The organism is Luedemannella helvata (assembly GCF_039528415.1).
Taxonomy (GTDB): Bacteria; Actinomycetota; Actinomycetes; order Mycobacteriales; family Micromonosporaceae; genus Luedemannella; species Luedemannella helvata.
Map to the genome: position 1 here is coordinate 86,352 of NZ_BAAALS010000016.1, position 14,615 is coordinate 100,966.

15 protein-coding genes are annotated in these 14,615 nt (G+C 73.0%); 9 read left to right on the forward strand and 6 right to left on the reverse strand.

The window, feature by feature from the left end; translation table 11 throughout:
- The first annotated feature begins 59 nt into the window (after positions 1-59).
- On the forward strand, positions 60-512 hold the full coding sequence (gene rnhA, locus ABD191_RS17325; protein ID WP_344082823.1) for a ribonuclease HI: 453 nt from the start codon (positions 60-62) through the stop codon (positions 510-512).
- Positions 513-518: 6 nt separating this feature from the next.
- Here rnhA and ABD191_RS17330 read toward each other — a convergent pair whose 3' ends face one another.
- Complete coding sequence (locus ABD191_RS17330; RefSeq protein ID WP_344082825.1) at positions 519-1,184, reverse strand: DNA alkylation repair protein; 666 nt, start codon at positions 1,182-1,184, stop codon at positions 519-521.
- A gap of 41 nt (positions 1,185-1,225) precedes the next feature.
- Here ABD191_RS17330 and ABD191_RS17335 point away from each other — a divergent pair, with 41 nt between their 5' ends.
- Together ABD191_RS17335 and ABD191_RS17340 are read left to right on the forward strand one after the other, a co-directional pair.
- On the forward strand, positions 1,226-2,260 hold the full coding sequence (locus tag ABD191_RS17335; protein WP_344082827.1) for an aminotransferase class V-fold PLP-dependent enzyme: 1,035 nt from the start codon (positions 1,226-1,228) through the stop codon (positions 2,258-2,260).
- Positions 2,257-2,916 (forward strand): acVLRF1 family peptidyl-tRNA hydrolase, encoded by a 660-nt coding sequence (locus ABD191_RS17340; RefSeq protein ID WP_344082829.1) that lies wholly within the window; start codon positions 2,257-2,259, stop codon positions 2,914-2,916. Before ABD191_RS17335 ends, ABD191_RS17340 begins: the two co-directional genes overlap by 4 nt.
- Positions 2,917-3,008: 92 nt before the next feature.
- Here the strand turns inward: ABD191_RS17340 and ypfJ are convergent, their stop codons facing one another.
- Positions 3,009-3,914, reverse strand: coding sequence for a KPN_02809 family neutral zinc metallopeptidase (gene ypfJ, locus ABD191_RS17345; RefSeq protein WP_344082831.1), 906 nt, complete (start codon positions 3,912-3,914; stop codon positions 3,009-3,011).
- Positions 3,915-4,160: 246 nt separating this feature from the next.
- Between ypfJ and ABD191_RS17350 the strand changes: the two genes are divergently transcribed.
- The 6 genes from ABD191_RS17350 to ABD191_RS17375 all read left to right on the forward strand — a co-directional run bounded on the left by ABD191_RS17350 (position 4,161) and on the right by ABD191_RS17375 (position 11,762).
- On the forward strand, positions 4,161-5,780 hold the full coding sequence (locus ABD191_RS17350) for an ABC-F family ATP-binding cassette domain-containing protein (protein ID WP_344082833.1): 1,620 nt from the start codon (positions 4,161-4,163) through the stop codon (positions 5,778-5,780).
- Positions 5,781-6,398: 618 nt separating this feature from the next.
- The gene (locus tag ABD191_RS17355; protein ID WP_344082835.1) at positions 6,399-6,629 is read left to right on the forward strand and encodes a helix-turn-helix domain-containing protein; all 231 of its coding nucleotides are present in this window, start codon (positions 6,399-6,401) and stop codon (positions 6,627-6,629) included.
- A 53-nt stretch (positions 6,630-6,682) separates the two neighbouring features.
- Positions 6,683-7,453, forward strand: coding sequence for an enoyl-CoA hydratase/isomerase family protein (locus ABD191_RS17360; protein WP_344082837.1), 771 nt, complete (start codon positions 6,683-6,685; stop codon positions 7,451-7,453).
- A gap of 154 nt (positions 7,454-7,607) precedes the next feature.
- Positions 7,608-9,533 (forward strand): ABC transporter ATP-binding protein, encoded by a 1,926-nt coding sequence (locus tag ABD191_RS17365; RefSeq protein ID WP_344082955.1) that lies wholly within the window; start codon positions 7,608-7,610, stop codon positions 9,531-9,533.
- A gap of 179 nt (positions 9,534-9,712) precedes the next feature.
- Positions 9,713-11,152, forward strand: coding sequence for a trypsin-like serine protease (locus ABD191_RS17370; RefSeq protein ID WP_344082839.1), 1,440 nt, complete (start codon positions 9,713-9,715; stop codon positions 11,150-11,152).
- Positions 11,153-11,165: 13 nt separating this feature from the next.
- Complete coding sequence (locus ABD191_RS17375; protein WP_344082841.1) at positions 11,166-11,762, forward strand: hypothetical protein; 597 nt, start codon at positions 11,166-11,168, stop codon at positions 11,760-11,762.
- On the opposite strand, the gene ABD191_RS17380 is transcribed toward ABD191_RS17375, so the two are convergent.
- The 4 genes from ABD191_RS17380 to ABD191_RS17395 form a co-directional block, all read right to left on the reverse strand.
- Positions 11,728-12,189, reverse strand: a complete 462-nt coding sequence (locus ABD191_RS17380) for an SCO6045 C-terminal-like domain-containing protein (RefSeq protein WP_344082843.1) — start codon at positions 12,187-12,189, stop codon at positions 11,728-11,730. The genes ABD191_RS17375 and ABD191_RS17380 overlap by 35 nt on opposite strands.
- Positions 12,190-12,262: 73 nt before the next feature.
- Complete coding sequence (locus ABD191_RS17385) at positions 12,263-13,087, reverse strand: MbnB/TglH/ChrH family RiPP precursor modification enzyme (protein WP_344082957.1); 825 nt, start codon at positions 13,085-13,087, stop codon at positions 12,263-12,265.
- Positions 13,087-14,013 carry a TIGR04222 domain-containing membrane protein gene (locus ABD191_RS17390; protein WP_344082845.1) on the reverse strand — a complete coding sequence of 309 codons (927 nt, stop codon included), beginning with the start codon at positions 14,011-14,013 and terminating at the stop codon, positions 13,087-13,089. Before ABD191_RS17390 ends, ABD191_RS17385 begins: the two co-directional genes overlap by 1 nt.
- 52 nt (positions 14,014-14,065) lie before the next feature.
- Positions 14,066-14,584: a GNAT family N-acetyltransferase gene (locus tag ABD191_RS17395; RefSeq protein WP_344082847.1), complete on the reverse strand. Its 519-nt coding sequence runs from the start codon at positions 14,582-14,584 to the stop codon at positions 14,066-14,068.
- Positions 14,585-14,615: the final 31 nt, after the last annotated feature.

A 14,615-nucleotide genomic window follows, 5' to 3' on the forward strand; every position in this document is an offset into this window, starting at 1 on the left:
TCGCGGCCGACCCGGGTGACCGGCAAGTCGGCGGGCGCGCACCCGGTAGCCTGCCCGGCATGGCGGAGAAGGTGGTCGAGATCCACACGGACGGCGCGTGCAGCGGCAACCCCGGTCCGGGCGGGTGGGGCGCGGTGCTGCGCTACGGCGACCGCGTCAAGGAGCTGCACGGCGGCGACCCCGGACCCACCACCAACAACCGCATGGAGCTGATGGCGGCCATCGAGGCGCTGGAGCACCTCACCCGCCCGGCGACCGTCCGCCTGCACACCGACAGCGTGTACGTGCGCAGCGGCATCACCCAGTGGCTGGCCGGCTGGCAGCGCAACGGCTGGCGCACCGCCAGCAAGCAGGAGGTCAAGAACGCCGACCTGTGGCGACGGCTGTCGAAGGCGTGCGAACGCCACGAGATCGAGTGGCTGTGGGTGAAGGGCCACGCCGGCGACCCCGGCAACGAGCGCGCCGACGCCCTGGCCAACCAGGGGGTCGCGGAGGCCCGGCAGCGGCGGTGACGCGTTCTACAGGTGCTTGAGCGCCTCGCGGATGGACAGCGGCGACAGGGGCGTGCGCGCGACGAAGTCACGCACGGCCTCGGGGTTTGTGCGGGCGTACTCCCGAAGTGCCCAGCCGATCGCCTTGCGGATGAAGAAGTCCGGGTGGCCGGCCTGCGCCGCGCAGTACGCGAACAGCCGTCGCGCGTCGGTCGCCGCGCCGTAGCGCAGCTGGTGCAGCAGCGCCGTGCGGACCACCCACAGGTTGTCGTCGGCGCTCCACGCGTCCATCACCTCACGCAGCTCGGGATGGGCGGCCACCAGCGGGCCGACGGTGTGCGCGGCGAGGGCGTCGACCGTGTCCCACCACGACTTCGTGGTGACCAGGGTGCGGGCGGTCGGCAGGAACGCGGCCGTGCACCGCTTGGCGTGCCGGCGCAGCACGAAGCAGGCGGCGTACTGGTATTCGCGTTCGGGTCGCGCCCAGCACGCCAGCGCGACCGTCGTCAGGTCGTCCTCGGTGGGCGGCGGCAAGTCCCTGAGGGCCGCGCGGACCAGCGACTGCTGCGCCGGCGCGCCGATGCCCAGGAACGGGAACTGGTCGCGCATGTAGGCCCGCATGGCCGGCGCCCGGTCCGGGTCGCGCGCGGCCTCGAACGACTCCGTCAGCCGGGTCAGAAACGCCTCGTGCACGGCCACAGAATTCCAGATGCGGCGGGTGACAGACTGGCGGCGTGGACATCGAGTCGGCGCAGCACTGGTGGCAGCCCGTACCGGGCTGGCTGAACACGGCCTCCTACGGCCTGCCGCCCCGGCAGGCCCTCGACGAGCTGGGCGCCATGATGGACGACTGGCGCACCGGCCGGACGTCGTGGGAGGGCTGGGACGCCTCGACGCACCGGGCCCGGGCGGCGTTCGCCCGCCTCGTCGGGGTGGACGCCGCCGACGTGGCCGTGGGTGCCGTGGTGTCCCAGCTGTTCGCGCCCGTCGCGGCGGCCGTACCGGACGGCGCCCGCGTGGTCTGCGTCGACGGCGACTTCGCCTCGACGATCTACCCGTGGGCGGTGCACGCCGATCGTGGCGTGTCCCTGCGCGCGGTGCCGCTGGCCGGGCTGGCCGAGGCCGCCCAGGACGCCGACGTGGTGGCCTTCAGCCTGGTGCAGTCCGCCGACGGCCGGGTCGCCGACTACGCGAACGTGTGCCGGGCGGCCCGCGCGGGCGGGGCGATGATCGTGGTCGACGCCACCCAGGCGTGCGGTTGGCTGCCGTTCGACGCCGGGCTCGCCGATGTGGTGGTCGTCGGGGCGTACAAGTGGCTCATGTCCCCGCGCGGGACGGCGTTCGCCTACCTCAGCCCGCAGGTCCGCGACCGGTTCCGGCCGCTGGCCGCCGGCTGGTACGCGGGCGAGGACGTGCACGCCTCCTACTACGGCCCGCCGATGCGCCTGGCCACGACCGCCCGCCGGTTCGACATCTCCCCGGCGTGGCAGGCGTGGGTCGGCACGGCGCCCGCGCTCGAGGTCGTCGAGCAACTCGGGGTCGCCGCGATCCACGAGCACAACGTGGCGCTGGCCAACCGCTTCCTGGCCGGGCTGGGCCTGCCGCCCGGCGACAGCGCCATCGTGACCGTGGACGTGCCCGGCGCGGAGCAGCGCCTCGCCGCGGCGGGCGTGCGCGCGGCCGTCCGCGCGGGCCGGGTGCGCGCCTCGTTCCACGTCTACAACACCCCGGCCGATGTCGACCTCGCCCTGGCGGCGCTGACCGGATGAGCGGGCGGCAGGCGGGCGGGCCGCGCTGGGTCGAGGTCGACCCGGCCCGGCTGCTGCGCTGGCTCGCCACGTTCGCCGAGCGCCACGGCACGCCGGTGCAGACCGTTGAGGAGTACGCGGTGCGGCTCGCGGCCCCGGACGGCTCGACGGCCGTGCTGCACCCGCCGCCCGGGGCGCCGGTGCCCGCCGACCTCGACGACCTGGTCGCCGGGGCGGCGGTGGTGCGCCGGGTGGGCCTGCTGCTGGCGCGCAAGGGCGCCGTGGCGGTCGGCGTGGCCCTGGGCGAGGAGCTGGAAGTCTCCAAGGTGGACAGCCACTACGTGCAGGGGCGTACGGCCGCCGGCGGGTGGTCGCAGCAGCGCTTCGCGCGCCGCCGCGACAACCAGGCCAAGGCGGCGGCCGGGGATGCGGCCGACCTGGTTCTTCGGCTGCTCGTCCCGGTCGCGGTGGAGCTGGCCGCGGTGGTGACGGGCGGCGACCGGCGGGCCGTGGACGCGGTGCTGGCCGATCCCCGCCTGGCCCCGGTCGCCGCGCTGCGCTCACCTCGCCTGCTCGACGTGCCGGAACCCCGCCTGGTCGTGCTCCGCGAGGCCGCCCGCCGCGCCCGCGCGGTGCCGATCCTCATCGACGACCGCTCCGCCGGCACCGGCCCCTGACGGCCACGACGCCTACGACAACGGCAAGGTGCGCACTTTGGGCGGCCTCGCAGGCCCATGTGCGCACCTTGCCGGAGGCAGGGGTTGCGGGGTCAGCTCGTGAACGTGTTGCACGCCTTCGGGTCGCCGGTGCTGTAGCCCGTGGAGAACCACTGCTTGCGCTGGGCCGAGGAGCCGTGGGTGAACTTCGACTCGTCGACGCCGCCGCCCATCTTCTTCTGGATCGCGTCGTCGCCGATCGCGGCGGCCGCCTCCAGCGCCTGGTCGATGTCGGCCTGCGTGATCGACTTGAAGATCGCCACGCCGTTGCCGGACTTCGTCTCGGTCGCGTGCTTGGCCCACACGCCGGCGTAGCAGTCGGCCTGCAGTTCCAGCTTCACCGACAGCGCGTTGGCGTTGCCCGGGTCGCGCTCCATCTGCCGGCGCACGTCCGCCTCGGTGCCGAGGATGTCCTGGATGTGGTGACCGTACTCGTGGGCCAGCACGTACGGTTGGGCGAACTCGCCGTCCGCGCCGAAGCGGCTGGCCAGCTCGTTGTAGAAGCTCAGGTCGATGTAGATGAGGTTGTCCTCCGGGCAGTAGAACGGCCCGACGCCGCTGTCGGCGTTGCCGCAGGCCGTGCTGACCGCCTGGGAGAAGAACACGGTGTCGGACATCTCGTACTGCTGGCCGAGCGTCTCGGGGAGCGCGTCCTTCCAGTAGGCCTGGATCGAGTTGATGTACAGCAGGTTGCGGCAGTCGGTGTTCTTCAGCCGGTCGGGGTTGGCCGTCGAACAGGTCTGCTCCAGGTCGCCGTTGTCGCCGCCGCCGTCGTCGCCGAACAGGGCGTTGCCGCCCATGAATCCGCCCAGCACGAGCAGCGCGAGGACGACCAGGCCGCCGATGCCGCCGCCGAGCCCGCCGATCGGGATGGGCAGGCCGGCGAGTCCGCCGCCGCCGCTGCCCCGCCGGTCAGTGACCTGACTGGTATCGGCCTCAGCGTTCTCGTTCAGCTCCATGGCACCTCTCCGAAGGGTCGCTTGTGCGTTGGCTCACAGTAGTTCTGACGCTCTGAGCCAGTACCCGATGATATTGGTTTGTTAACCGGTCGTGATCTTGACTATCCGGCCGGCTACACTTGCCTCGTGCTGCGCTGCGAAGACTGACCGCTCCGCACCGGCCGGCCGCTGAGAGAGATGAGCGCCGGGCGGTGCTTCCGTCTGTCCGTAGTCGGTCGTGACGCACTCGAGAGCGAGTCCCCTGAAATGATCACTGCCACTGGCCTGGAACTGCGGGCCGGCGCCCGCATCCTGCTGGGCGAGACCAACCTGCGCGTGCAGCCCGGCGACCGCATCGGCCTGGTCGGGCGCAACGGCGCCGGCAAGACGACGACGCTGAAGGTCCTCGCCGGCGAGGGCACCCCGCACGCGGGCGCCGTGGAGAGCCGCGGGCCCGTGGGCTACCTGCCACAGGACCCGCGCACCGGCGACCTGAACGTGACCGCCCGCGACCGGGTGCTGTCCGCGCGTGGCCTCGACGTGCTGCTCGCCGAGATGAAGCAGGTCGAGGCGAAGCTCGCCGACGACCCCACCGACAAGCTGGTGCGTCGCTACGGCGCGCTGGAGGACCAGTTCGCGGGGCTGGGCGGCTACGCGGCCGAGGCCGAGGCCGCCCGCATCTGCGCCAACCTGGGCCTGCCCGACCGGGTGCTCGCGCAGACCATCGGCACGCTCTCGGGCGGCCAGCGCCGCCGCATCGAACTGGCCCGCATCCTGTTCCGCGACGCGGCCGCCACCGGCGGCGGCATCCTGCTGCTCGACGAGCCCACCAACCACCTCGACGGCGACTCCATCACCTGGCTGCGCGGCTTCCTGTCGGGCCACAAGGGCGGGCTCATCGTCATCTCCCACGACGTCGACCTGCTCGACGCCGTGGTGAACAAGGTCTGGTACCTCGACGCGAACCGCAGCGTCGTCGACGTCTACAACGTCGGCTGGAAGACCTACCTGGAGCAACGCGAGACCGACGAGCGGCGCCGCCGCCGGGAGCGCGCCAACGCCGAGAAGAAGGCCGGCGCGCTCATGGCGCAGGCCGACAAGATGCGCGCCAAGGCCACGAAGACGGTCGCCGCGCAGAACATGGCCCGCCGCGCCGAGCGGCTGCTGTCGGGGCTGGAGGAGGAGCGCACCAGCGACAAGGTCGTGAAGGTGCGGTTCCCGACGCCGGCCGCGTGCGGCAAGACCCCGCTCACCGCCAAGGGACTGTCCAAGTCGTACGGCAGCCTGGAGATCTTCTGCGACGTGGACGTGGCGGTCGACCGCGGCTCGCGGGTGGCGATCCTCGGTCTCAACGGCGCCGGCAAGACCACCCTGCTGCGCATGCTCGCCGGCATCCTCGAGCCCGACACCGGCGAGGTCATTCCCGGGCACGGGCTGCGGCTGGGCTACTACGCCCAGGAGCACGAGACCCTCGACGTCGAGCGGACCATCCTGGAGCACATGCGCTCGGCCGCGTCGACGGCCGGCGCGGACGCGCTGACGGACACGGACCTGCGCAAGATCCTGGGCGCGTTCCTGTTCACGGGCGATGACGTGGACAAACCGGCGGGCGTGCTGTCCGGCGGTGAGAAGACCCGGCTCGCGCTCGCGCAGCTGGTCTGCTCGGGCGCCAACGTCCTGCTGCTCGACGAGCCGACGAACAACCTCGACCCGATCAGCCGGGAGCAGGTGCTCGACGCGATCGCCCGCTACCCGGGCGCCATCGTGCTCGTGACCCACGACCCGGGCGCGGTCCAGGCCCTCAAGCCCGACCGCGCGATCCTCCTCCCGGACGGCGACGAGGACGCCTGGAGCGACGACCTCCTGGAACTCGTCGAGCTGGCGTAACCGGCCGGGTCGTTACCCACATTAGGGGAGGGCTGTCAGGTAGTCGCCCGCCAATCCCAGCGAACGAGTGAATCCGGCAGCTCCATCGACAACAGCGAGTGCACTACGCCAGAAAAAATGGGCGCGCCGTCGCCGATCGCGGGTACGCGCGGAACGGCGCGCGTGCGAACCGGGCGGCGTCGTTCTCGCGCCCGCGCATGGCGCCGAATAGCGCCGCGAGGCCACGAACGGGGCGAGCGGCGTAGCCAGACCGAGTGACAATCGATTCCGCCCCGAAAATGGCGCGTTCACGGTATGGAGATGCGCCCTCGTACGCACAGCGACGGTCGCATGGTTGTGCCCGGCTGGCGCAATAGCGATCCATATCGGCAGGTCACGGCGCTGTTAGGGGTTCGGTGCGCTCGCGGATCCCGATGCCGTGGGTGGCGCCAGCATGACTGCGTGTCACATCTACGCACGGTATCGGGTACCCGACACATCCGTGCGTGTCGGTTGGCATCGAAACGATGTCTAGCGCATGATCGTCAAAGACGGTCTAATAGGTGAGACCGGGAACATCGCTCAACAGGCAGTGGTGTTTCGTAAAAACCGCTCACTGTAGGACGTGAGGAATTCGAGATGGCAGCCACCGGCACCACCACCAGCACCGAGAAAGGCCGCCGAATTGTCGGGGCCGAGCGCACCACGCTCGCCAAGGACCTGGTCAAGCGGTACACGGCGGGCGAGAGCATCCGGGCCCTGGCGGCTTCGACCGGCCGCTCGTACGGGTTCGTGCACCGGGTCCTGACCGAGTCGGGCGTTCAGCTGCGGCAGCGCGGCGGCGCGCGTCGGCGCAAGAAGGCGGCGTGAGTCCCCGGGCGTAGTGTTCCGCCCATGATGAGCTCAACCCCCCGGGAGTCCCGGTGACTGATCCAGGGGTTCGCGTGGACCGTGGTGGGCCGGTTGCGACGGTGACGTTGTGCCGGCCCCACGTCCTCAACGCCCAGACGCCGGCAACGTGGGAACGTCTCCGCGAGATCGGCCGTGAGCTGCCCGGGGACGTCCGGATCGTCGTTGTGCGCGGCGAAGGGCGCGCCTTCTCGGCCGGCCTCGACCTGGCCGCCGTGAGCGGCGGGGCCGGCGACGGGCAGCCCACCTTCCAGCGCATCGCGGAGGCGGACCCGGCCGTGGCCGAGCAGATCATCGCCGGCTACCAGGAGGCCTTCGGCTGGCTGCGCCGGCCCGACCTCATCACCGTCGCCGCCGTGCAGGGCCACGCCATCGGCGCGGGCTTCCAACTCGCCCTCGCCTGCGACCTGCGCGTCCTGACCGACGACGCGCAGTTCACCATGGCCGAGGTGACCCTCGGCCTGGTTCCCGACCTCGGCGGCACGAAGCGGCTCGTCGAACTCGTCGGCTACGCCCGGGCGCTGGACCTCTGCGTGACCGGGCGCCGGGTGCCCGCTGCCGAGGCGTACGCCATGGGCCTGGCCAATCAGGTCGTCGGCGGCGCCGAGCTGGACGCGACCGTGAACGACCTCGTGGCCCGGGTGATCGCGGCCCCCCGCGACGCCGTCATCGAGATCAAGGCCCTGCTGGCCGCCGCGAGCGAGCGCGGCTACCCGGCCCAGGAGGCGGCCGAGCGGGCCGCCCAGGTGCGCCGCATCCGCGACCTGGCCGGGCTCGGGGAGTAGCCGGGGTCCGCGTTGCGCTGAGGGCGAACACCGGAAGTCTCACCGGCCCCGCCGAGGTTGTCGGGCGTGGGGCCTAGGGTCGAAGGGCCGGCCCGGTACGGGGAGATGGAGGTGGCCCGTGGGGCATCCGATGGGCTCGGGCTCTGCCTGGGGCATGCTGCGGTCCTACCGCCGCGAGAAGGAGCTGGGCAACAAGACCGTCGACCGGCAGACGGCGCTGCGCGTGCTGCGGTTCGCCCAGCCGTACCGCACCTCGATTCTGATCTTCCTCGGCGCCGTGGTGCTCGCCTCCGGCGTGGCCGTGGCGACGCCCGTGCTCGCCGGCTGGGTGATCAACGCGATCACGGCCGGGGGGCCCGACGCCGCCGGCGAGGTGGTCCGGCTGTCGCTGCTCATCGCAGGGCTGGCGGTCGTGGACACGGCGCTGACCCTGGTGCAGCGGTTCTTCTCCTCGCGCATCGGCGAGGGCATCATCTTCCACCTGCGCACCCAGGTGTACGACCACGTGCAGCGCATGCCGCTGCAGTTCTTCACGCGTACGCAGACGGGCGCGCTCGTCAGCCGGCTCAACAACGACGTGCTGGGCGCCCAGCAGGCCTTCACCTCGACACTGTCGGGCACGGTGGGCAACCTCATCTCGCTGGTGCTCACGGCCGGCGTCATGTTCACCCTGTCCTGGCAGGTGACGCTGCTGTCGCTGCTGCTCGTGCCGGCGTTCCTGCTGCCCGCGCGCACGGTCGGCCGCCGGCTGGCCGACATCACCAAGGAGTCCTACCAGCTCGACGCGAAGATGAACGCCACCATGACCGAGCGGTTCGGCGTCGCGGGCGCCCTGCTGGTGAAGCTGTTCGGGCGCCCCGGCATGGAGGCCGACCGGTTCGCCGCCCGGGCCGCCCGGGTGCGCGACATCGGCGTGCAGCAGGCGATGTACAGCACCACCTTCTTCGCCGCGATGATGCTCATCGCGTCGCTGGCCACCGCGTTGACGTACGGCCTGGGCGGCTGGCTGGCCGTGCGCGGCACGGTGACCCCCGGCACGGTCGTCACCCTGGCGCTGCTGCTGGCCCGGCTCTACGGCCCGATCACCGCCCTGTCCAACGTCCGGGTGAACGTCCTGTCGGCCCTGGTCAGCTTCCAGCGGGTGTTCGAGGTGCTCGACCTGCCCCCGGCCATCTCCGAGAAGCCCGACCCGACGCCGATCCCGCCCGGCAGCGCCCGGGTCGAGTTCCGGGACGTGTCGTTCCGGTACCCGTCGGCCGCCGAGGTGTCGCTGGCCTCGCTGGAGGACGTCGCGTCCCTGGACCGCACCGTGTCCGAGCCGGTGCTGCGCGGGGTGTCGTTCACGGTCGAGCCCGGGCAGATGGTGGCGCTCGTCGGCCCGTCCGGTGCCGGCAAGTCCACCACGGCGATGCTGGTGCCCCGGGTGTACGACGTCACGGAGGGCGCCGTGCTCGTCGGCGACGTCGACGTGCGCGACGCGTCGCTGTCCTCGCTGCGGGACACCATCGGTGTGGTCACCCAGGACTCGCACCTGTTCCACGAGACGATCGCCGAGAACCTGCGGTACGCGAAGCCGGACGCCACGGACGACGAGCTGTGGACGGCGCTGGACCGTGCCCAGGTGGGCCCGCTCGTGCGGAGCCTGCCCGACGGGCTCGACACGGTCGTGGGGGAGCGGGGCTACCGGTTCTCCGGCGGCGAGAAGCAGCGCATCGCCATCGCCCGCCTCCTGCTCAAGGGGCCGAGCATCGTCATCCTCGACGAGGCGACCGCACACCTGGACTCGGAGTCGGAGGCCGCCGTGCAGCGCGCGCTGACGGAGGCGCTCACGGGGCGCACCGCGCTCGTGATCGCCCACCGCCTGTCGACCGTGCGCGACGCCGACCAGCTGCTCGTGCTCGACAACGGCCGCATCGTCGAGCGCGGCACGCACGACGAGCTGGTGGCGGCGGGCGGCCTCTACGCCGAGCTGTACCACACCCAGTTCGCCGTCGCCGACTCCCCGCGCCCGTTCGCCGACGCGGGCGCGGACCCCGAGCCCGTGGTGCTGGTCGCGCGCGACCGCGAGTACGGGGACTGACCAGCTACTCAGCGTAGACGCCTCATAACCGACATTGCGCGTGCATTGACATATGGCTATGCTTCTCGCCGTTCCCCGGCCCGCAACGGGAGGAGCGCCAGGTGGCCCCGGCGTCGAGGTCGTTGTCCCTTCCCCGACGGGCGCGCCCCAGGCCGCTGACACTGACGCTGTCCATCGTCGTGACCACGGTGGTCGCCGCCGTCGTCGTCGTACTGCCGAACTCGCCGGGCGCGGCCGATGCCTGCGGCACTCCGGGGCCGGCCGCGACACCCGCCCCGACCGACGTGGCCGGGCCGACGGCCGCTGAGCCGACCGACGCCGCGACCGTGACGGACGAGCCCGCCCCCGCCGCCGGCGCGGAGAGCGCCGCGCCGACCACCAGCGCCGCCACCGCGCCGGAGGCCGTCAACTGGATCGCCGACCCCGGGCCCCAGGCCGCCGTCGCCCAGCTGAACGCCGGAGCCGAGCAGCTGTTCGGCGACGACGCCAAAGCCGACCCGGACGCGACGCTGCGCGAGGGCCTCATCGGCGCCACGGTCGACCACGCCTCGCACCAGGTGGTCTACGTCGTCGATGCCGGCCGCGCCAACCTGGACACGGTGCGCGCCGAGCTCAAGAACCGGGCCCGCCTGGCGCACGAGCGGGGCGCGACCGTCCTGCGCGACCGCAGCCGCAGGGTCGACGAGTCGACCAGCTCGCTGCGCGGCGACGCGCTGACGAAGGCGCAGGCCGAGAGCCAGCTGGAGGTCACCATCGCGGTGCCGCTGCTCGACGTCGAGGTCGTGGCCGCCTGTCACACGGCCGACGAGCTGCTGGAGGTCACGCAGACCCTGCGCGCCCGCGACTGGTCCGCCAGTGCCGGCGAGGCGAGCTTCACCTTCGCGGTCGACCCGGCGACCGCGACCGTCGAGGTCACCTTCGACCCCGCGGCCACGGCGGCCGGCGACGCGCTGACCGAGCGCTTCGGCGACCGGGTACGCGTCGACTACGGCGGCGTGGCGCGCACGTCGCGCACGACCGACGGCGAGCCCCACTACGGGGCGGCGGCCATCGGCGCGAAGGGCGACCGGTTCTGCACGTCCGGCTTCACGGTCAAGCGCAACGGCTACTACGGCCAGGTGACGGCCGACCACTGCTTCGCCAACGGCGCCAGCGTCTACTCCGGTACGGAGTACGTCGGCAAGACGGCGGGCGGCTCCGGCTACCCGACCTACGACATGATGCGCATCGAGTCGGCGACGGAGGACTTCGACTCACGCATCTACACCGACCCGCGCAGCACCAGCCGGTACATCAGCGGGTACGCCGACCCGTCGGTGAACTCGTACCTCTGCGCGAGCGGGTACGTGACCCGGGCGGTCTGCGGCATCCGGGTCACCTCGACATCGGCGACACTGTGCGACAGTGACGGCTGCACGCCGGGCGTCATCCGGGCCGAGAAGCCCGGCGCCACGATCGTCAGCAAGGGCGACTCCGGCGGCCCGCTCTACGTGGAGTCGGGCAGCTCCGCCGCGGTCATCCGGGGGATGATCATCGGTATGCAGGGCTCGAGCGTCCTGTACGGCGAGCGGGTCTCGTCGATCCAGGCGCACCTGGGCGTCAGCGTCACCACGTACTAGCTCGGGAGGTCCCATGAGCGAGCGCGGCGCGGCCACGGTCCGGGCGGTGGCCATCATCGCGGCCGGCGCGTGCGTCGTCGCGGCGGCGCTGGCCGCGTGCGGCCGACCCCGCGCCCTCGACGCTTCCGCCGCGACCGAGGACACCGCGCCGCGCGTGGCCGCGGTCCGCCCGCCGGACGCGGCCGCCAAGGCACCCGAGCCGAGCATCGACATCAGCCGCCCCACCGACCTCGCCGACCTGGTGGCCAGCCGCCCGGACGTGTTCGTCGGCCTGGGCGTGGAGCGGCGCGGCGTCGTCATCGTGGCGCTCAATCCGGGCATCGACCCGGGGCCGTGGCGCCCGATCGTCGACCGGTACGCGGGCGGCCAGTCGCACCTCGTGACCGTCTGTACCCGCTCCCTGCGGGAGCTCACCGGGATCGCCAACGAACTGACCGCGCGCCGCTGGAGCCCGCGCGCGACCTCGATCTCGTTCGCGGTCGTCACCGACCCGGTGACGTGCTCGGTGCAGCTGAGTTCCGACCAGCTGACCGACGAGGAGCAGGCCGCACTGCTGGAACGCTACGGCGACGCGCTCACGATCGTGCGCGCGGCCGTTTCGCGCGCCTGACCCACACCCGGCCGAAGGCCTGCGCCACCGTGGCGCCGCGCACCCGGCGCACCGCCGGCAGGCGCCGCCGCCGCGCCTCGCCCCCGTCCCGGTAGCGCCACTGGGCCTCCCGCGTCGCCAGCTCCTCCAGCGCGCCCGCCCCCAGGGCGCCGCCCGCCCGCAGGTGGCGGGCCAGGTCGAACCCGTCGCGCAGCGACCCGCGCGTCGGCCGGGTGGTCGCCCACCGCGCGAACGTCACCGTCCACCGGGGACCAAAGGACGCCGCGAGTACGGGCCACGCCGCGGCCACCTCGCCCGCCCGCTTACGCAGCAGGGCCGCCGCTGCCGCCCGTACGCCGTCCTGGTCGAACCCCGGCGGCGCCGGCGCCCCCGTGACCAGCGCCGCCACCAACGCGGCCTGGGCCCCGGCGAGGTCCTCGCGGCTCATGCCGTCACCTCCGCTGCGCTCCGGCGCCGGCATGAGCTCAAGCTGAGCTGATGATTCGCTCGCTGGCGCTCGCTCATGCCGTAACGGCCGGGCGGCCGGCGGCCCGGGCGATCGCGTCCAGCTCGGCGCGCAACTGGTCGGCGGGCGGGTAGTGGCCGTCGCGCTCCAGCATCAGCGCCGGCGGGCGGCACCGGGCGCACAGCTGGGCGACCAGGTCGATCACCTCGGCGGGCACCGGGTCGGTGTGCGTGTCGTGGTAGCGGCCGTCGTGCTCGGCGCCGCCGGCGACGTGCACGTACGCGACGCGCTCCAACGGCAGCCGGTCGAGCAGGTCGAGCGGGTCGCCGCCGCGGTTGCGGGCGTTGGCGTACACGTTGGCGATGTCGAGCAGCAGGAGCGCGCCCGTGCGGTCGAGCAGCTCGGTCAGGAAGTCGGCCTCGTCCAGCTCGGCGTCCGGCCAGTCGAACAGGGCGGCCACCGGTTCGAGAGCCAGCGGTACGGGCAGCTCGGCCTGCGTACGGTGGACGTTGTCCACCATGGCCGCCAGGCCGTCGCGGGTGCGTGGCACGGGCAGCAGGTGACCCACCTCGACGCCGGCGGCCCGCACGAACGCCACATGTTCGCTCACCATCGGGGAGCCGAGAGCGGCGGCGCACTCGGCGAGGTGCCGGACGCGGGCCGGGTCGACCGGGTCGGCGCCGCCGAGACCCAGTCGCACCCCGTGCGGCACCACGGCGACGCCCCGCCCGCGCAGCTCGCGGAGCCCTTCGGGCAGGTGTTTCGCGGGATGGTGCAGGGACTCGGCGACCACCTCGACGAACCGCAGGCCCGGTAGGTCGGCCACGAACCCCGCGATCTCAGGTCGCCAGCCGATCCCGACCCCGTACTCGTCGGTGATCATCCCCCGCACCCGCCGCCTCCACAGCCGCCACCGCCGCCCCCGCAGCCGTCGGCACCGGCGGTGCTGCCACCGCCGCAGCCCGAGGTGCCGGCGGTCGAGCTGCCCGCCGTCCCCAACTCGCGCTGGATCTCGGCCTCCTGCGCGAAGGCCGGGTCGGCGGCCCACAACGCGCTCGCGCCGAACAGGGCCACGCCCATGGCCGCCCCGGCGGCCCCGTAGGTGGTCCACGACGGCTGCTGGCTGGGGGACAGGTGCCGGTTGCGGCTGGTCGCCTTGGCGATCGCGCGGTTGCCTGACGCGGTGCGCTCCCAGACGGTGGCCACGAGGATGATCCCGACGACGACCAACCCGGCCGTCAGCAGGATCAGATAACCCACCGGCCGGTCATTGCGCACGCCCGCGATGATGCGGGCCACACCCAGCCCGGCCAGCAGGAGGGTGAGGATGCCGCCCATGCGCAGGCGCGCCCGGTCGGCCTCCGAACGCCGCCAACCGGCCTGGTCGAGACCTTCGCGGACCTCATCGAGCGCGCGCGTGACGCCGCTGTCGGTGAGCAGGTCGCGCTGGCGGACCTGGCGCGACGCCGCGTCGTAGACGGCCCAGTCCAGGCGCGAGCCGTCCGACGGGTACGGGCCGGTGGTGGTGAGCACGCCGCCCGCGGCCGAGCCGATCGCACCGGCGGCCCGCAGCGCGGCCATCGCGGCGGTGACGGCGAGCGGCGCGCCGCCGCGCAGGTAGGCCACCTCGACCGGGGTGGCGAGCCGGTCGCTGCCGCCGCTCACGCGGTTGGCCAGCCGGTAGACGAGCGTGCCCACGACGAGCACGCCGGCCGCGATGGCGTAGAACTTCAGGAAGTCGGGACCGCTGATTCCCCAGGTGTCGCCGGGGGCGGCGATGACGGGCACGTGAAGGGTGGTGGCCACGGCCGGGTTCCTTCCGGGAGGGTGCCCCCATTGTCGGCGAGTGCCGCAACTATCACACCCGGCTGAACGGCTCCGCGTAGGCGAACTCGCCGCGCAGGTCGGCCGTGTAGGCACTCAATGTCCGCGCTTGGAAGTGCGGCGCCCATCCGGGTACGGGCGGCATAATGCCGTACTCGCCGGCGAGCCGGAACCCGAACCTCCCGTAGTAGTCCGGGTTGCCGAGCAGCACGACGATCGGCTCGTCCAGGGCGTCCGCGGCCCCGAGCACGGCGTGCACGAGCGCCGAGCCGACCCCGCGCCGCTGGTGGTCGGGGTGCACGCTCAGCGGCCCGAGGCCGAGCACGGGCGCGCCAGCCAGCGACGCGCGGGTGCACACCACGTGTCCGACCACGTCGCTGTTGACCACCGCGACCAGGGACAACGCGGGCAGCCAGGCATCAGTGGCCCGCAACTCGTCCACCAAAACGGCCTCCGGCACAGCGCCGGGCGCCTCCGGCCGCGCGAACGCGGCGGCGGTCACGTCCCGCACCGCCCCGGCCTGCGCGGCCGTCTCCCGTTGAATGAACACCACACCCGTACCCTGTCAGCCCGCCATTGAGCGG